Annotated in this window: 6 protein-coding genes, 4 tRNA genes and 6 rRNA genes; 12 read left to right on the top strand and 4 right to left on the bottom strand. The window is 47.9% G+C overall.

What is annotated here, in order from left to right; all coding sequences use genetic code 11:
- Positions 1-803 precede the first annotated feature (803 nt).
- From VEA_RS02975 to VEA_RS03035, 12 genes are all read left to right on the top strand, one after another.
- A 16S ribosomal RNA gene (locus VEA_RS02975) occupies positions 804-2,356 on the top strand.
- A gap of 278 nt (positions 2,357-2,634) precedes the next feature.
- Positions 2,635-5,523 (top strand): 23S ribosomal RNA (locus tag VEA_RS02980).
- Positions 5,524-5,616: 93 nt separating this feature from the next.
- A 5S ribosomal RNA gene (rrf, locus tag VEA_RS02985) occupies positions 5,617-5,733 on the top strand.
- Positions 5,734-6,063: 330 nt separating this feature from the next.
- Positions 6,064-7,616: ribosomal RNA gene (locus VEA_RS02990) — 16S ribosomal RNA — on the top strand.
- An 88-nt stretch (positions 7,617-7,704) separates the two neighbouring features.
- A tRNA-Glu gene (locus VEA_RS02995) sits at positions 7,705-7,780 on the top strand.
- A 1-nt stretch (position 7,781) separates the two neighbouring features.
- A tRNA-Lys gene (locus VEA_RS03000) sits at positions 7,782-7,857 on the top strand.
- A gap of 66 nt (positions 7,858-7,923) precedes the next feature.
- Positions 7,924-7,999: transfer RNA gene (locus VEA_RS03005), tRNA-Val, on the top strand.
- 335 nt (positions 8,000-8,334) lie between these two features.
- Positions 8,335-11,223: ribosomal RNA gene (locus tag VEA_RS03015) — 23S ribosomal RNA — on the top strand.
- Positions 11,224-11,316: 93 nt separating this feature from the next.
- A 5S ribosomal RNA gene (gene rrf / locus VEA_RS03020) occupies positions 11,317-11,433 on the top strand.
- Together the 16S, 23S and 5S rRNA genes with 4 tRNA genes alongside form the textbook arrangement of a ribosomal RNA operon.
- Before the next feature lie 46 nt (positions 11,434-11,479).
- A tRNA-Asp gene (locus tag VEA_RS03025) sits at positions 11,480-11,556 on the top strand.
- A 931-nt stretch (positions 11,557-12,487) separates the two neighbouring features.
- Positions 12,488-14,059, top strand: coding sequence for an ABC-F family ATP-binding cassette domain-containing protein (locus tag VEA_RS03030; RefSeq protein ID WP_006743002.1), 1,572 nt, complete (start codon positions 12,488-12,490; stop codon positions 14,057-14,059).
- Positions 14,056-15,213, top strand: a complete 1,158-nt coding sequence (locus VEA_RS03035) for an MFS transporter (RefSeq protein WP_006743001.1) — start codon at positions 14,056-14,058, stop codon at positions 15,211-15,213. The genes VEA_RS03030 and VEA_RS03035 overlap by 4 nt, the downstream gene beginning before the upstream one ends.
- A gap of 74 nt (positions 15,214-15,287) precedes the next feature.
- Here VEA_RS03035 and fis read toward each other — a convergent pair whose 3' ends face one another.
- From fis to accC, 4 genes are all read right to left on the bottom strand, one after another.
- Positions 15,288-15,584, bottom strand: a complete 297-nt coding sequence (gene fis, locus VEA_RS03040) for a DNA-binding transcriptional regulator Fis (protein ID WP_000462885.1) — start codon at positions 15,582-15,584, stop codon at positions 15,288-15,290.
- 23 nt (positions 15,585-15,607) lie between these two features.
- On the bottom strand, positions 15,608-16,576 hold the full coding sequence (gene dusB, locus VEA_RS03045; RefSeq protein ID WP_041853011.1) for a tRNA dihydrouridine synthase DusB: 969 nt from the start codon (positions 16,574-16,576) through the stop codon (positions 15,608-15,610).
- A gap of 139 nt (positions 16,577-16,715) precedes the next feature.
- On the bottom strand, positions 16,716-17,603 hold the full coding sequence (gene prmA / locus VEA_RS03050; RefSeq protein WP_012841316.1) for a 50S ribosomal protein L11 methyltransferase: 888 nt from the start codon (positions 17,601-17,603) through the stop codon (positions 16,716-16,718).
- A 165-nt stretch (positions 17,604-17,768) separates the two neighbouring features.
- Entirely contained in the window at positions 17,769-19,112 is a 1,344-nt protein-coding gene (gene accC / locus VEA_RS03055) for an acetyl-CoA carboxylase biotin carboxylase subunit (RefSeq protein ID WP_005397839.1), read from the bottom strand.
- Positions 19,113-19,114 lie beyond the last annotated feature (2 nt).

Raw genomic sequence — 19,114 nt, forward strand, 5'->3', positions numbered from 1 at the left:
ACGCCATTGAGAATGCAAGCATGCTCCACTCTTACGAGCTCAATGTGTCATCGAACAACCACGACATTTAGATATACCCCTAGCTAATCTGTCGTAAAAGAGAAGGGCAAGGATGCTCTGATCTTTTCTTCTATATATAGAAGAAACATTTTTCCAAGACTTCACCTGAAGTACCCCAAGTAAAAAGCAAAGACCAAAGAGCAGTTCGTTATCGTTCTGCTCTTTTTTATCTTTTATACAGCAGGCAGAAAAGAAAAAGCGCGTTGAGCGAATATCATTTGCTTCAATTACATCAAATTTGAAGATCGTAATTCAGGTAGAAACGCCCTTTTTTTTGAGGAAAGATCCTTTTAAATGAGAAAAAATAGCCAAGATCGCTTGGTATACACACAAAGTGATTGCTATTTGTTCGGTTGAGAGTTTTTTTGCAAAAAACGCTTGTACTAATTTCTCAACTCCCTATACTGCGCATCCACCGACACGGAGTGAGACGAAAGTCACACAGCGAATCGGAAGTGAGAGAAAAAGAATTTGAAAAAAATGCTTGACTCTCTCACGGTGCGGAGTAAAATGCGCACCCCTAACAACGAGCAACTAAGTTGCTGGGTAAGTTAGAAAAGCTCTTTAAAAATATAAACCTATCAATCTGTGTGGGCACTCGTTGATGATAATCCAATTAGAAACTTCGGTTTCAAATTAGGTTTCAATGAAACGAAGTGACCATTGAATCTTCGGATTCAGCACAGTCAATTCAAACATTACTTTATGTAATGTTCAGTATTCATTGAGCCGAACAAAATCTTAAATTGAAGAGTTTGATCATGGCTCAGATTGAACGCTGGCGGCAGGCCTAACACATGCAAGTCGAGCGGAAACGAGTTATCTGAACCTTCGGGGAACGATAACGGCGTCGAGCGGCGGACGGGTGAGTAATGCCTAGGAAATTGCCCTGATGTGGGGGATAACCATTGGAAACGATGGCTAATACCGCATGATGCCTACGGGCCAAAGAGGGGGACCTTCGGGCCTCTCGCGTCAGGATATGCCTAGGTGGGATTAGCTAGTTGGTGAGGTAAGGGCTCACCAAGGCGACGATCCCTAGCTGGTCTGAGAGGATGATCAGCCACACTGGAACTGAGACACGGTCCAGACTCCTACGGGAGGCAGCAGTGGGGAATATTGCACAATGGGCGCAAGCCTGATGCAGCCATGCCGCGTGTGTGAAGAAGGCCTTCGGGTTGTAAAGCACTTTCAGTCGTGAGGAAGGTAGTGTAGTTAATAGCTGCATTATTTGACGTTAGCGACAGAAGAAGCACCGGCTAACTCCGTGCCAGCAGCCGCGGTAATACGGAGGGTGCGAGCGTTAATCGGAATTACTGGGCGTAAAGCGCATGCAGGTGGTTTGTTAAGTCAGATGTGAAAGCCCGGGGCTCAACCTCGGAATAGCATTTGAAACTGGCAGACTAGAGTACTGTAGAGGGGGGTAGAATTTCAGGTGTAGCGGTGAAATGCGTAGAGATCTGAAGGAATACCGGTGGCGAAGGCGGCCCCCTGGACAGATACTGACACTCAGATGCGAAAGCGTGGGGAGCAAACAGGATTAGATACCCTGGTAGTCCACGCCGTAAACGATGTCTACTTGGAGGTTGTGGCCTTGAGCCGTGGCTTTCGGAGCTAACGCGTTAAGTAGACCGCCTGGGGAGTACGGTCGCAAGATTAAAACTCAAATGAATTGACGGGGGCCCGCACAAGCGGTGGAGCATGTGGTTTAATTCGATGCAACGCGAAGAACCTTACCTACTCTTGACATCCAGAGAACTTTCCAGAGATGGATTGGTGCCTTCGGGAACTCTGAGACAGGTGCTGCATGGCTGTCGTCAGCTCGTGTTGTGAAATGTTGGGTTAAGTCCCGCAACGAGCGCAACCCTTATCCTTGTTTGCCAGCGAGTAATGTCGGGAACTCCAGGGAGACTGCCGGTGATAAACCGGAGGAAGGTGGGGACGACGTCAAGTCATCATGGCCCTTACGAGTAGGGCTACACACGTGCTACAATGGCGCATACAGAGGGTAGCCAACTTGCGAAAGTGAGCGAATCCCAAAAAGTGCGTCGTAGTCCGGATTGGAGTCTGCAACTCGACTCCATGAAGTCGGAATCGCTAGTAATCGTGGATCAGAATGCCACGGTGAATACGTTCCCGGGCCTTGTACACACCGCCCGTCACACCATGGGAGTGGGCTGCAAAAGAAGTAGGTAGTTTAACCTTCGGGGGGACGCTTACCACTTTGTGGTTCATGACTGGGGTGAAGTCGTAACAAGGTAGCGCTAGGGGAACCTGGCGCTGGATCACCTCCTTATACGATGATTATTGCGATGAGTGTTCACACAGATTGATGGTTTTGAAGCGAAAGCTTCGAGCTATTATTGCTCTTTAACAATTTGGAAAGCTGACAAAACAACAATTTATTGTTGTTTGTAAAGTTCTCAAAGTATTCATTTATGAATACAACTAATAACACATTCAAGTGTTCTTGGAATTTGAGTCCGGCAAAATCGAAAGCTGTCTCGCTCATTCAAATAATGAGACAGCAACTTTGGTTGTTTAACATCAATTCGAAACTCCTTCGGGTTGTATGGTTAAGTGACTAAGCGTACACGGTGGATGCCTTGGCAGTCAGAGGCGATGAAGGACGTATTAACTTGCGATAAGCCCAGATTAGGCAGTAAAAGCCATTTGAGTCTGGGATTTCCGAATGGGGAAACCCACTTACATAAGTAAGTATCGTTATGTGAATACATAGCATAACGAGGCGAACCGGGGGAACTGAAACATCTAAGTACCCCGAGGAAAAGAAATCAACCGAGATTCCGAAAGTAGCGGCGAGCGAAATTGGACTAGCCCTTAAGCTTTATAGGCGTTAGGTGAACAAGCTGGAAAGCTTGGCGATACAGGGTGATAGCCCCGTAACTGACGACGCATATTCAGTGAAATCGAGTAGGGCGGGACACGTGATATCCTGTCTGAATATGGGGGGACCATCCTCCAAGGCTAAATACTACTGACTGACCGATAGTGAACCAGTACCGTGAGGGAAAGGCGAAAAGAACCCCTGTGAGGGGAGTGAAATAGAACCTGAAACCGTGTACGTACAAGCAGTAGGAGCAGGCTTGTCCTGTGACTGCGTACCTTTTGTATAATGGGTCAGCGACTTATATTCAGTGGCAAGGTTAACCATCTAGGGGAGCCGTAGGGAAACCGAGTCTTAACTGGGCGTTCAGTCTCTGGATATAGACCCGAAACCAGGTGATCTAGCCATGGGCAGGTTGAAGGTTGAGTAACATCAACTGGAGGACCGAACCGACTAATGTTGAAAAATTAGCGGATGACTTGTGGCTAGGGGTGAAAGGCCAATCAAACCTGGAGATAGCTGGTTCTCCCCGAAAGCTATTTAGGTAGCGCCTCGGACGAATACTACTGGGGGTAGAGCACTGTTAAGGCTAGGGGGTCATCCCGACTTACCAACCCTTTGCAAACTCCGAATACCAGTAAGTACTATCCGGGAGACACACGGCGGGTGCTAACGTCCGTCGTGGAGAGGGAAACAACCCAGACCGCCAGCTAAGGTCCCAAATTACTACTAAGTGGGAAACGATGTGGGAAGGCTCAGACAGCCAGGATGTTGGCTTAGAAGCAGCCATCATTTAAAGAAAGCGTAATAGCTCACTGGTCGAGTCGGCCTGCGCGGAAGATGTAACGGGGCTAAGTAGTAAACCGAAGCTGCGGCAATACTCTTTGAGTATTGGGTAGGGGAGCGTTCTGTAAGCGGTTGAAGGTGTGTGGTAACGCATGCTGGACGTATCAGAAGTGCGAATGCTGACATGAGTAACGATAAAGGGGGTGAAAAACCTCCTCGCCGGAAGACCAAGGGTTCCTGTCCAACGTTAATCGGGGCAGGGTAAGTCGACCCCTAAGGCGAGGCCGAAAGGCGTAGTCGATGGGAAACGGGTTAATATTCCCGTACTTCTTACAATTGCGATGGGGGGACGGAGAAGGCTAGGTGGGCCTGGCGACGGTTGTCCAGGTTCAAGTGCGTAGGCTGAAGAGTTAGGTAAATCCGGCTCTTCTTAAGGCTGAGACACGACGTCGAGCATCTACGGATGTGAAGTCATTGATGCCATGCTTCCAGGAAAAGCCTCTAAGCTTCAGATTGTAAGGAATCGTACCCCAAACCGACACAGGTGGTCGGGTAGAGAATACCAAGGCGCTTGAGAGAACTCGGGTGAAGGAACTAGGCAAAATGGTACCGTAACTTCGGGAGAAGGTACGCTCTCGACGGTGAAGTCCCTCGCGGATGGAGCTATTGAGAGTCGCAGATACCAGGTGGCTGCAACTGTTTATTAAAAACACAGCACTGTGCAAAATCGCAAGATGACGTATACGGTGTGACGCCTGCCCGGTGCCGGAAGGTTAATTGATGGGGTTAGACTTCGGTCGAAGCTCTTGATCGAAGCCCCGGTAAACGGCGGCCGTAACTATAACGGTCCTAAGGTAGCGAAATTCCTTGTCGGGTAAGTTCCGACCTGCACGAATGGCGTAATGATGGCCACGCTGTCTCCACCCGAGACTCAGTGAAATTGAAATCGCTGTGAAGATGCAGTGTACCCGCGGCTAGACGGAAAGACCCCGTGAACCTTTACTACAGCTTGGCACTGAACATTGACCCTACATGTGTAGGATAGGTGGGAGGCTTTGAAGCGCAGTCGCTAGATTGCGTGGAGCCGTCCTTGAAATACCACCCTTGTAGTGTTGATGTTCTAACGTCGACCCCTTATCGGGGTTGCGGACAGTGCCTGGTGGGTAGTTTGACTGGGGCGGTCTCCTCCCAAAGCGTAACGGAGGAGCACGAAGGTGGGCTAATCACGGTTGGACATCGTGAGGTTAGTGCAATGGCATAAGCCCGCTTGACTGCGAGAATGACAATTCGAGCAGGTGCGAAAGCAGGTCATAGTGATCCGGTGGTTCTGAATGGAAGGGCCATCGCTCAACGGATAAAAGGTACTCCGGGGATAACAGGCTGATACCGCCCAAGAGTTCATATCGACGGCGGTGTTTGGCACCTCGATGTCGGCTCATCACATCCTGGGGCTGAAGTCGGTCCCAAGGGTATGGCTGTTCGCCATTTAAAGTGGTACGCGAGCTGGGTTTAGAACGTCGTGAGACAGTTCGGTCCCTATCTGCCGTGGGCGTTGGAGAATTGAAAGGGGCTGCTCCTAGTACGAGAGGACCGGAGTGGACGAACCTCTGGTGTTCGGGTTGTGTCGCCAGACGCATTGCCCGGTAGCTAAGTTCGGGATCGATAACCGCTGAAAGCATCTAAGCGGGAAGCGAGCCTTGAGATGAGTTCTCCCTGATACTTTAAGTATCCTAAAGGGTTGTCGTAGACTACGACGTTGATAGGCAGGGTGTGTAAGCGTTGTGAGGCGTTGAGCTAACCTGTACTAATTGCCCGTGAGGCTTAACCATACAACACCCAAGGGGTTTTGATGGACTCAATGAAAGAACGTTGAATGTGTAAGAACGAGAATTAAGAAACAGCTTTCCGAATTAAAGAATTTGCTTGGCGACCATAGCGTTTTGGACCCACCTGACTTCCATGCCGAACTCAGAAGTGAAACGAAATAGCGCCGATGGTAGTGTGGGGCTTCCCCATGTGAGAGTAGGACATCGCCAGGCTTTATTTTGCACTTGCTTAAGATTTAAGCAAGTCACCATAAAGTTCTAATCTTTTTAGAGTTTTATGTTGACTTTCAAAGTGGAAAGCGTATTATACGCACCTCGCTTAAGTGCTAAGGCACTGAAAGCCAAGCTCTTTAACAATATAGACCTATCAATCTGTGTGGGCACTCGTTGATGATAATCCAATTAGAAATTTCTCTTAATAAAGAGCGGTTTCAAATTAGGTTTCAATGAAACGAAGTGACCATTGAATCTTCGGATTCAGCACAGTCAATTCAAACATTACTTTATGTAATGTTCAGTATTCATTGAGCCGAACAAAATCTTAAATTGAAGAGTTTGATCATGGCTCAGATTGAACGCTGGCGGCAGGCCTAACACATGCAAGTCGAGCGGAAACGAGTTATCTGAACCTTCGGGGAACGATAACGGCGTCGAGCGGCGGACGGGTGAGTAATGCCTAGGAAATTGCCCTGATGTGGGGGATAACCATTGGAAACGATGGCTAATACCGCATGATGCCTACGGGCCAAAGAGGGGGACCTTCGGGCCTCTCGCGTCAGGATATGCCTAGGTGGGATTAGCTAGTTGGTGAGGTAAGGGCTCACCAAGGCGACGATCCCTAGCTGGTCTGAGAGGATGATCAGCCACACTGGAACTGAGACACGGTCCAGACTCCTACGGGAGGCAGCAGTGGGGAATATTGCACAATGGGCGCAAGCCTGATGCAGCCATGCCGCGTGTGTGAAGAAGGCCTTCGGGTTGTAAAGCACTTTCAGTCGTGAGGAAGGTAGTGTGTTTAATAGATGCATTATTTGACGTTAGCGACAGAAGAAGCACCGGCTAACTCCGTGCCAGCAGCCGCGGTAATACGGAGGGTGCGAGCGTTAATCGGAATTACTGGGCGTAAAGCGCATGCAGGTGGTTTGTTAAGTCAGATGTGAAAGCCCGGGGCTCAACCTCGGAATAGCATTTGAAACTGGCAGACTAGAGTACTGTAGAGGGGGGTAGAATTTCAGGTGTAGCGGTGAAATGCGTAGAGATCTGAAGGAATACCGGTGGCGAAGGCGGCCCCCTGGACAGATACTGACACTCAGATGCGAAAGCGTGGGGAGCAAACAGGATTAGATACCCTGGTAGTCCACGCCGTAAACGATGTCTACTTGGAGGTTGTGGCCTTGAGCCGTGGCTTTCGGAGCTAACGCGTTAAGTAGACCGCCTGGGGAGTACGGTCGCAAGATTAAAACTCAAATGAATTGACGGGGGCCCGCACAAGCGGTGGAGCATGTGGTTTAATTCGATGCAACGCGAAGAACCTTACCTACTCTTGACATCCAGAGAACTTTCCAGAGATGGATTGGTGCCTTCGGGAACTCTGAGACAGGTGCTGCATGGCTGTCGTCAGCTCGTGTTGTGAAATGTTGGGTTAAGTCCCGCAACGAGCGCAACCCTTATCCTTGTTTGCCAGCGAGTAATGTCGGGAACTCCAGGGAGACTGCCGGTGATAAACCGGAGGAAGGTGGGGACGACGTCAAGTCATCATGGCCCTTACGAGTAGGGCTACACACGTGCTACAATGGCGCATACAGAGGGCAGCCAACTTGCGAAAGTGAGCGAATCCCAAAAAGTGCGTCGTAGTCCGGATTGGAGTCTGCAACTCGACTCCATGAAGTCGGAATCGCTAGTAATCGTGGATCAGAATGCCACGGTGAATACGTTCCCGGGCCTTGTACACACCGCCCGTCACACCATGGGAGTGGGCTGCAAAAGAAGTAGGTAGTTTAACCTTCGGGGGGACGCTTACCACTTTGTGGTTCATGACTGGGGTGAAGTCGTAACAAGGTAGCGCTAGGGGAACCTGGCGCTGGATCACCTCCTTATACGATGATTATCGTGATGAGTGTCCACACAGATTGATATGGTTTATGAAGTTTAAGAGAAAGTAAGTGCCCAACACTTACACTTAGTGTCCCGTTCGTCTAGAGGCCTAGGACACCGCCCTTTCACGGCGGTAACAGGGGTTCGACTCCCCTACGGGATACCATGGGTCGTTAGCTCAGTTGGTAGAGCAGTTGACTTTTAATCAATTGGTCGCAGGTTCGAATCCTGCACGACCCACCATTCTTTCCACGAAGGATGGATTTTGTTTCACTTTTACCAAAAGTGAAAACAAGAGAAAACTTATGTGGGCGATTAGCTCAGTTGGGAGAGCACCTGCCTTACAAGCAGGGGGTCACTGGTTCGAGCCCGGTATCGCCCACCATTCTCTAAGTATTTTTGGAATAGAATGTCCAAACCAGAGCAAGCAATTGATACTGGTTGGCATTTTTGACGTCTGCGCGGCGCAGCCGAAAGTCTTTAGAAAATGTACTTCCTCGTGAAGAAACATAGCTCTTTAACAATTTGGAAAGCTGACAAAACAACAATTTATTGTTGTTTGTAAAGTTCTCAAAGTATTCATTTATGAATACAACTAAAAACACATTCAAGTGTTCTTGGAATTTGAGTCCGGCAAAATCGAATGTCTCTCGCTCATTCAAATAATGAGAGACAACTTTGGTGATTTGATTATCAACTCGAAACTCCTTCGGGTTGTATGGTTAAGTGACTAAGCGTACACGGTGGATGCCTTGGCAGTCAGAGGCGATGAAGGACGTATTAACTTGCGATAAGCCCAGATTAGGTAGTAAAAACCACTTGAGTCTGGGATTTCCGAATGGGGAAACCCACTTACATAAGTAAGTATCGTTATGTGAATACATAGCATAACGAGGCGAACCGGGGGAACTGAAACATCTAAGTACCCCGAGGAAAAGAAATCAACCGAGATTCCGAAAGTAGCGGCGAGCGAAATTGGACTAGCCCTTAAGCTTTATACGCGTTAGGTGAACAAGCTGGAAAGCTTGGCGATACAGGGTGATAGCCCCGTAACTGACGACGCATATTCAGTGAAATCGAGTAGGGCGGGACACGTGATATCCTGTCTGAATATGGGGGGACCATCCTCCAAGGCTAAATACTACTGACTGACCGATAGTGAACCAGTACCGTGAGGGAAAGGCGAAAAGAACCCCTGTGAGGGGAGTGAAATAGAACCTGAAACCGTGTACGTACAAGCAGTAGGAGCAGGCTTGTCCTGTGACTGCGTACCTTTTGTATAATGGGTCAGCGACTTATATTCAGTGGCAAGGTTAACCATCTAGGGGAGCCGTAGGGAAACCGAGTCTTAACTGGGCGTTCAGTCTCTGGATATAGACCCGAAACCAGGTGATCTAGCCATGGGCAGGTTGAAGGTTGAGTAACATCAACTGGAGGACCGAACCGACTAATGTTGAAAAATTAGCGGATGACTTGTGGCTAGGGGTGAAAGGCCAATCAAACCTGGAGATAGCTGGTTCTCCCCGAAAGCTATTTAGGTAGCGCCTCGGACGAATACTACTGGGGGTAGAGCACTGTTAAGGCTAGGGGGTCATCCCGACTTACCAACCCTTTGCAAACTCCGAATACCAGTAAGTACTATCCGGGAGACACACGGCGGGTGCTAACGTCCGTCGTGGAGAGGGAAACAACCCAGACCGCCAGCTAAGGTCCCAAATTACTACTAAGTGGGAAACGATGTGGGAAGGCTCAGACAGCCAGGATGTTGGCTTAGAAGCAGCCATCATTTAAAGAAAGCGTAATAGCTCACTGGTCGAGTCGGCCTGCGCGGAAGATGTAACGGGGCTAAGTAGTAAACCGAAGCTGCGGCAATACTCTTTGAGTATTGGGTAGGGGAGCGTTCTGTAAGCGGTTGAAGGTGTGTGGTAACGCATGCTGGACGTATCAGAAGTGCGAATGCTGACATGAGTAACGATAAAGGGGGTGAAAAACCTCCTCGCCGGAAGACCAAGGGTTCCTGTCCAACGTTAATCGGGGCAGGGTAAGTCGACCCCTAAGGCGAGGCCGAAAGGCGTAGTCGATGGGAAACGGGTTAATATTCCCGTACTTCTTACAATTGCGATGGGGGGACGGAGAAGGCTAGGTGGGCCTGGCGACGGTTGTCCAGGTTCAAGTGCGTAGGCTGAAGAGTTAGGTAAATCCGGCTCTTCTTAAGGCTGAGACACGACGTCGAGCATCTACGGATGTGAAGTCATTGATGCCATGCTTCCAGGAAAAGCCTCTAAGCTTCAGATTGTAAGGAATCGTACCCCAAACCGACACAGGTGGTCGGGTAGAGAATACCAAGGCGCTTGAGAGAACTCGGGTGAAGGAACTAGGCAAAATGGTACCGTAACTTCGGGAGAAGGTACGCTCTCGACGGTGAAGTCCCTCGCGGATGGAGCTATTGAGAGTCGCAGATACCAGGTGGCTGCAACTGTTTATTAAAAACACAGCACTGTGCAAAATCGCAAGATGACGTATACGGTGTGACGCCTGCCCGGTGCCGGAAGGTTAATTGATGGGGTTAGACTTCGGTCGAAGCTCTTGATCGAAGCCCCGGTAAACGGCGGCCGTAACTATAACGGTCCTAAGGTAGCGAAATTCCTTGTCGGGTAAGTTCCGACCTGCACGAATGGCGTAATGATGGCCACGCTGTCTCCACCCGAGACTCAGTGAAATTGAAATCGCTGTGAAGATGCAGTGTACCCGCGGCTAGACGGAAAGACCCCGTGAACCTTTACTACAGCTTGGCACTGAACATTGACCCTACATGTGTAGGATAGGTGGGAGGCTTTGAAGCGCAGTCGCTAGATTGCGTGGAGCCGTCCTTGAAATACCACCCTTGTAGTGTTGATGTTCTAACGTCGACCCCTTATCGGGGTTGCGGACAGTGCCTGGTGGGTAGTTTGACTGGGGCGGTCTCCTCCCAAAGCGTAACGGAGGAGCACGAAGGTGGGCTAATCACGGTTGGACATCGTGAGGTTAGTGCAATGGCATAAGCCCGCTTGACTGCGAGAATGACAATTCGAGCAGGTGCGAAAGCAGGTCATAGTGATCCGGTGGTTCTGAATGGAAGGGCCATCGCTCAACGGATAAAAGGTACTCCGGGGATAACAGGCTGATACCGCCCAAGAGTTCATATCGACGGCGGTGTTTGGCACCTCGATGTCGGCTCATCACATCCTGGGGCTGAAGTCGGTCCCAAGGGTATGGCTGTTCGCCATTTAAAGTGGTACGCGAGCTGGGTTTAGAACGTCGTGAGACAGTTCGGTCCCTATCTGCCGTGGGCGTTGGAGAATTGAAAGGGGCTGCTCCTAGTACGAGAGGACCGGAGTGGACGAACCTCTGGTGTTCGGGTTGTGTCGCCAGACGCATTGCCCGGTAGCTAAGTTCGGGATCGATAACCGCTGAAAGCATCTAAGCGGGAAGCGAGCCTTGAGATGAGTTCTCCCTGATACTTTAAGTATCCTAAAGGGTTGTCGTAGACTACGACGTTGATAGGCAGGGTGTGTAAGCGTTGTGAGGCGTTGAGCTAACCTGTACTAATTGCCCGTGAGGCTTAACCATACAACACCCAAGGGGTTTTGATGGACTCAATGAAAGAACGTTGAATGTGTAAGAACGAGAATTAAGAAACAGCTTTCCGAATTAAAGAATTTGCTTGGCGACCATAGCGTTTTGGACCCACCTGATTTCCATGCCGAACTCAGAAGTGAAACGAAATAGCGCCGATGGTAGTGTGGGGCTTCCCCATGTGAGAGTAGGACATCGCCAGGCTTTAAATTTTGGACACTTGCTGATTACAAGCGAGTGATACCACTGCGGAGTGGTAGTTCAGTTGGTTAGAATACCGGCCTGTCACGCCGGGGGTCGCGGGTTCGAGTCCCGTCCACTCCGCCACTTATATTAAGCCCCAGTCGAAAGACTGGGGCTTTTTTCGTTTTGGTTACCCGACTTACCTTAACCTCATTTCCATATTGAAACCTTGCATCGAGAGGCAGGCTTCCCTCTTCGCTATGCTTTCTAAGCCCTGTCATGACGAGGTGTTGCGCAATTCTGTGCGGTTTCTGCTGAACCGGGTCCCAGTCTCGAGCGCTAGTTTTGAGCCCCTGTGCTTATTTACCAAAGCTTCCTTTATTATTACCTGGAAAGTTTATTCACTAGGTTATGTTATTTTCAGGGATGATTTCTTTGCTTTAGATGTTGTGATTTAGCCACCGGCGCTCATTAAAATAAGCTCAGCGTATTTAAAACTTTCCGAACATGGATTTTGTTTGTAGATCTATTTAAGCCAGTGTCTGCCTTAAAGGATATTTGCTACTTCTTCCCCTCCAACCGATAAAGCCACCACTACGTACGTATAACGTGAGCGGTATAGGTGCTCTCATAGCTGTGTTTGCTGAGTAAGTCGTTCACCTGGCACATTGACTGAGGAAAGGTCTTCTTTCAGTGGACCTTCGTGTAAGTCACGATAGTTCTAATAATTATCTGGTACTTTTTATTCTAAAGGTGTAGGCTTCAAATCGAATGTTTTTTCGACAGTAAACCATGTTATATCTCTTGTTTAAAAGCTTTGTAAGAAGGCTGAACTCCGTGCAAAAAACGCGATGAAGTGTTGCTCGGAGTCTTAAATTAATCTTCATCAGGTGTTTTATGCGTATAACTTCGCTGAAGTTATACGCAGGCGTCTGTACACCTGATAAAAGAGAAGAGATGGCCGGTGATATTTCATCATCGGCCTTTTTGTATCTGTTAAGCAGCTACAAAGCATTATCCAGTATTGAAATAAGGGCCGGTATTGATCACCGGCCCTTTTTTTTTGGTTAAAAACATGAGTATTTTACAAGTTAAAAATTTGTCTTATCAGACCGCTGATAAGAGTTTATATAACAACGTGACATTTCGAATTAACGTGGGAGAGAAAATAGGTATCACTGGAGCGAATGGCGTTGGAAAAAGCACCTTATTAAAACTGCTTATCGGTGAATTATCTGCAGATAAGGGCAGCATTGACTGGTTACCAAACCTTGAGGTGGGGTATTTAGAGCAACATTTTAAGATGGATAATACGTTGACGGTTTATGAATGCTTAAAGAGTGCTTTTGAGAACTTATACGTTGCCGAGCAGAAGCTTTGGACTTTGTATCAGGCGATGACCGAGTCTCACTCTACATCTCTTTTAAGCCAAGTCGCCCGACTACAGGCATATTTAGAAGATGAAGACTTCTATGTAATTGATACCAAAATTGAACAAGTTGCTGTAGGTCTTGGCATTTATCAATTTGGCTTAGATACACCGCTTGTCTCGCTAAGTGGTGGTCAAAGACACAAGGTCCTTTTAGGGAGGTTGTTACTCCGCAACCCCGATGTGTTAATTCTCGATGAGCCGACAAACTATCTTGATGCTCTGCACATTGAATGGTTGGTCACGTTTCTCAACGAGTACACTGGCACTGTTTTACTGGTTTCTCATGATATTGACTTCCTTAATCAAGTAGCGACCAGTATTTGTGATATTGATTATCAAACGGTCCGAAAATACAGCGGCACTTATGTCAAAGCAATGCAGCAAAAGAATCACGACGGTGCTTTGTTAGAAAAGCAATATAAGGCTCAGCAAAATGAAATTCGAAAGTTAGAGCAATTTATTGCCAAAAATGGCGCTGGAGTTAACGCTAGTCTTGCTAAGGGATGCAAGAAAAAACTGGATAAAATCGAACGTATTCAACTGAATCATATAGAGAAAGTATCGATGTTTGACTTTGCTCACCAGCCTATTGGGCAACAGTATGTGATTGACGCAAAAGCGTTGATGATAGGTTATCAGCAGCCTCTGCTTCCTGCGCTTGATATCACGTTAGCGCGCGGGGAGAAGTTGGTCGTTTCTGGTTTTAACGGCGTAGGTAAGTCGACTTTAATTAAAACCCTTATGGGGGAGATCGAGCCGCTCTCTGGTGAGGTGGTATTGGCAAAAGGTGCAATGATTGGGTATTTTTCTCAAGATTTGTTTTGGCGTCACCCTCAGCACACGCCTGAGCAGGAGCTATGCTCTTGTGATCCAACGATATCAAGCAAAGAATCACGCAAGCTATTAGCTCGCTTTGGAGTCACCGGAGATAAGACGCAGCGCCACCTAGATACATTAAGTGGAGGTGAGCAAACTCGCGTGAAACTTTGTTGTTTATCAGTCCAGAAATGCAATGTTTTGCTGTTGGACGAGCCAACGACACATTTGGATAGCAGCAGTAAAAATGCGCTTAAAGAGGCTCTCCAGCGCTTTTCTGGTAGTGTGATTGTGGTATCTCATGAGAAGGCGTTTTTACAATCTTGGCCCGACAGAGTTTTAGACATTTCGTTGCTCACTTGTGCTGAATCGGAAACAGAACAGGAGGTGGAGCTATGATGCAGTCCATGATCCTATTTCTTGTTGCTTTTCTTGTTGGTGCTGATGAGTTGATGCTTGGATCTATTCTTGAACCTATCGGAAATGATTTAAGTGTTCAACCGAGTCAGGTTACGTTATTTATTACGGCATATAGTTTAGCTATAGCAATTTGCGCTCCTTACCTGGGACGTTTATCAGACCGGGTTGGGCGTATTCGTATCATGTTGCCTGCTTGCTTCGTATTTGGGGTTGCGTCTATTACGACGGGCATAGTTCATGATTTTGAACTTGCGATTGCAAGTCGAGTGATCACAGGTATTGCAAGTGCAGGCATGTTGCCAATTGCATTCGCGTTGGCGGGAGACGCGAAGGGTAATAGAGCGATGCGTCAAATTGTGATGGTTCAGGCGGGATTAACGCTGGGTATGATAACCAGCCCGGCGCTCGGAGCATTGTTGACCCAGCTTTTATCATGGCGTGCCGCTTTTATTATTTTGGGCGTTGCGGCTCTTCTTGTCGGTGCCATGAGCGTAGTGTTCATGAACAACAAGCATGATGAGTCAAAGGCATTAGATACTCTGCCGCCTATCACAGACGTCATTCATCTTCCAGGCGCGTTGAGGGCGATTCTAGCGATGTGTTTAGGCCTAGGGGGAGGTATTGGTGTATTTAACCTGATAGGCCTTCATATTCGAGATACCAGCGAGTTGGCGCTCGGTTGGGTGGGCGCTATTTATGCTGCTCTAGGGATCGTGAGTGTGGTTGGAAATATGTGCGTGGGGAGAGCTTGCCGTTGGCTTGGTAGCTCTCGAGCCGTTATGCGAGTGGCTTTAATGGTGTGCATACCTTGCAGTGCATGGGTGTTCTCAAATGAGATGAGTACGGTGACCGCTTATCTTCCAGCTCTAGTGCTCTGGTCTCTTGCTGGAGGGGTAGGCTCTCCGGCGTTACAAGCACATATAGCAAGCTTATCTGATGAACATCGAGGTGTGCTGATGTCTTCTGGAATGAGTATGATGCACTTTGGTGTCGCGATTTGGTCTGCCTTGGCGGGCTTTGCTTATTCTGTAGGTCATGAATGGGTCGCTGTCGTGGCTTTGTTATTGTTTGGCTCAGCAGTGGTTATCTTAAAGCCAGTTGGTAATGCTGAACAAAGTGAGCGTTATTCGTAGTGTTTTAGTAGATAAAGAAAAGCCGTTACCTAAAAAGGTAACGGCTTGTTCCAAATACTTTTTGAAAGCCGGTCTTAGTTCATGCCGTATTTCTTAAGTTTTTTGCGAAGAGTACCGCGGTTGATACCCATCATAGTTGCCGCGCGAGTTTGGTTACCGCGAGTGTACTGCATGATAGTATCTAATAGTGGCTGTTCAACTTCAGCTAGAACTAATTCGTATAGTTCTGTTACTTCCTGGCCGTTTAGTTGAGCAAGGTAGTTTTTAAGAGACGCTTTAACAGAGTCACGTAAAGGCTTCTGAGTAATCTGGTCTTGTGACGTTACTGTAGTTACTGTTAATGCTTCTGAAGTCAGATTTTGTTCGAACATATTCGGTCTAGCTCTTCTCTTAATTATGATGCAACGTTATCAAAATAACCTTCTAACGCCTCAATTTGCAGCGGAGCTGCGTCGATAGCGTTGAAGGTACGGCGAAACTCACTTGCCTGTTCATGCTCTTTTAGGTACCACCCAACGTGCTTGCGCGCGATACGTGGGCCTAAGTACTCCCCATAAAATTCATGCAGAGCATTTACATGACCAAGCATAATGGTTTTCACTTCCTCAGTTGGAAGCTCCTCCATTGTGGTGCCGTTTTCCAAATAGTGATGGATTTCCTGGAAAATCCACGGACGACCCTGGGCAGGGCGTCCAATCATTAAAGCGTCCGCACCGGTGTACTCCAGTACAAATTTGGCTTTCTCCGGGCTATCGATATCACCGTTCGCGATAACCGGAATTGAAATCGCCTCTTTTACCGCTTTAATGCTGTCATATTCGGCCTCACCTTTGTACATACATGCTTTCGTTCTGCCATGCAGAGCAAGAGCTTGTATGCCGCAGTTTTCGGCTAATTTAGCGATCTGGACACAGTTCTTGTTGTCTGTATCCCAGCCAGTTCGAGTCTTTAACGTTACAGGAACGTCCACTGCATTCACGACCGCTTTCAAAATCTCTTCGATAATGTTTGGGTATTGAAGCAGAGCAGAGCCCGCTAGCTTCTTATTCACTTTTTTTGCCGGGCAGCCCATGTTGATGTCGATGATTTGTGCACCGTTCTCAACACTGAATTGAGCTGCGTCCGCCATAAGCTGTGGATCGGAACCCGCAATCTGTACAGAGCGAATGCCCGATTCGCCCTCGTGTACCATGCGCTGTTTCGACTTTGACGTTCCCCATAGTTTTGGGTTAGCAGACATCATTTCACTGACGGCCATTCCCGCACCATAGCGAAGACACAACTCGCGAAACGGTCTATCCGTCACACCAGCCATAGGGGCTACGATTAGATTGTTCTTAAGTTGATAGTTTCCGATTTTCAAAACGTCATCACAGTTCTGTACCAGCAAGGGCGCGCATTTTACGCATTTTTTCACTGCGTGAAAAGACTAATATTTGAGCATTTACAAATTGTTTTTGTAAATTGTATGAATTTCAAACAATTAGCTCTGAAAACCTTGTCTAGCCTTGCTTACGACCAGAGATGCGACACCATTCACTTTGCTCAACAATCGGGTCAATGTGAAGCTCGTCACGGTAATAGTTCGCAACATCTTCGGCTTGAGTGTCTAATACGCCAGACATAGCGAGGTCGCCATGTGGCTTAACTAGGCCTTTAATGATTGGTGCAAGTTCACGCAATGGGCCAGCAAGAATGTTAGCAACAACCACGTCTGCAATCAGACCTTCTGGTTGATTTTGCGGTAAGTAAACTTCTAGTTTGTCTGCAACGCCATTACGCTCAGCATTGTCTTTTGAAGCAAGCAGTGCTTGAGGATCAATGTCGATCCCTATCACTTTTTCAGCGCCCAGTTTGATCGCAGCGATCGCCAGAATGCCAGAGCCACAACCGAAGTCGATAACGGTCTTACCGCTAAGATCCATGCTTTCTAGCCACTCAAGACAAAGTGCTGTTGTAGGGTGAGTACCCGTACCGAATGCAAGGCCAGGATCCAACATAACATTAACAGCGTCAGGATCTGGAATGTCGCGCCAGCTTGGACAAATCCATAGGCGTTCACCAAATTTCATTGGGTGGAAGTTTTCCATCCATTCGCGTTCCCAGTCTTTATCTTCAAGCTGTTCTACTTTGTAAGCAAAATTGTCAGCCAGCATATTGCTCGCTTTAATTTGGTCGATGATGAAGTTAGTGTCTGCTTCTGCATCATACAGTGCCAGAATGTCAGTATCGCCCCATAAGCGAGTTTCGCCAGGTAGAGGTTCGAATACAGGTGTATCCTGCGCGTCTAAGAATGTAACAGACAGCGCGCCAGTCTCTTCCATTAGCATATCGCCGATTTGCTCAGCGTTTTCATTGGTCGCGTTGAGTTTGATTTGAATCCAAGGCATTGGTTTTTGCTCTTAAAGTGAATGAAGTGGCGCAGAGTTTACCAGAACTCTACGATTTGTTTGAGTATATACCCAAATAAGCCGATTTATATGTTGAGCCGTTCGCTTACATATAAAACAAAAATGCCCACGGGAGTGGGCATTTTTTAAGACGTTTGCTTAGGCTTATTGTAAGCCAAGCTTCTTCTCTAGGTAGTGGATGTTTGCACCACCGTGTTGGAAGTTTTCGTCATTCATAATAGAGAATTGCAGTGGCACGTTAGTTTTGATGCCTTCGATGATCATCTCACCCAGTGCGTTTTTCATACGTGCAATCGCTACATCACGGTTCTCACCGTAAGTAATCAGTTTACCAATCATTGAATCGTAATGAGGTGGTACTGTGTAACCAGAATAGATGTGTGATTCCCAACGCACACCCATACCGCCAGGCGCGTGGAAACGCTCGATCTTACCTGGAGATGGTAGGAAGCGTTCTGGGTCTTCTGCGTTGATACGGCACTCAATCGCATGGCCACGGATCTTAATGTCATCTTGAGTGAATGACAGAGGTTGACCCGCAGCAACGCGAAGCTGTTCTTTGATTAGGTCGATGCCGGTAACCATTTCTGTTACTGGGTGTTCTACCTGAATACGAGTGTTCATTTCGATGAAGTAGAATTCACCGTTCTCGTACAGGAATTCGAACGTACCTGCGCCGCGGTAACCAATTTCGATACATGCACGAGTACAACGTTCACCGATGTACTTACGCATCTCTTCAGTGATACCTGGTGCTGGCGCTTCTTCCACTACTTTTTGGTGACGACGTTGCATTGAACAGTCACGCTCACCAAGGTGGATTGCGCCGCCTTGACCGTCAGCGATAACTTGCACTTCAACGTGACGAGGGTTTTCTAGGAATTTCTCCATGTAAACCATATCGTTGTTGAACGCTGCTTTTGCTTCAGCACGCGTCATTGCAATCGCTTGGATTAGGTCTTTTTCTGCGCGAACGACACGCATACCACGGCCACCGCCGCCACCAGACGCTTTGATGATGACTGGATAACCGATGCGTTTAGCAAACGCCTTGTTTTTCTCTTCGTCGTTGTCCAGAGGACCGTCAGAACCAGGTACACAAGGAACACCAGCTTTCTTCATTGCGTTGATAGCCGACACTTTGTCACCCATCAGGCGGATAGTGTCTGCTTTTGGACCAACGAAGATGAAACCACTGCGCTCAACTTGCTCAGCGAAGTCTGCGTTTTCTGACAAGAAGCCGTAACCAGGGTGAATGGCAACGGCCCCTGTTACTTCTGCTGCAGAAATAATTCGTGGGATATTTAGGTAGCTGTCGATACCACGAGCAGGGCCGATACATACGGTTTCGTCTGCGAGTAGTACGTGCTTAAGATCGCGGTCAGCTGTCGAGTGAACAGCGACGGTCTTAATACCTAACTCTTTACAAGCGCGAAGAATACGAAGTGCAATTTCACCTCGGTTCGCGATGACTACTTTGTCTAGCATAA

Origin of the sequence: Vibrio antiquarius, assembly GCF_000024825.1 — a bacterium.
In the GTDB taxonomy this organism is placed as follows: domain Bacteria; phylum Pseudomonadota; class Gammaproteobacteria; order Enterobacterales; family Vibrionaceae; genus Vibrio; species Vibrio diabolicus.

What these genes read in the sequence shown, in the direction of transcription:
- VEA_RS03035 (WP_006743001.1), top strand. Translation starts at nt 14,056, where the DNA reads ATGATGCAGTCCATGATCCTATTTCTTGTTGCTTTTCTTGTTGGTGCT.
- accC (WP_005397839.1), bottom strand. Translation starts at nt 19,112, where the DNA reads ATGCTAGACAAAGTAGTCATCGCGAACCGAGGTGAAATTGCACTTCGT.
- fis (WP_000462885.1), bottom strand. Translation starts at nt 15,584, where the DNA reads ATGTTCGAACAAAATCTGACTTCAGAAGCATTAACAGTAACTACAGTA.
- VEA_RS03030 (WP_006743002.1), top strand. Translation starts at nt 12,488, where the DNA reads ATGAGTATTTTACAAGTTAAAAATTTGTCTTATCAGACCGCTGATAAG.
- prmA (WP_012841316.1), bottom strand. Translation starts at nt 17,603, where the DNA reads ATGCCTTGGATTCAAATCAAACTCAACGCGACCAATGAAAACGCTGAG.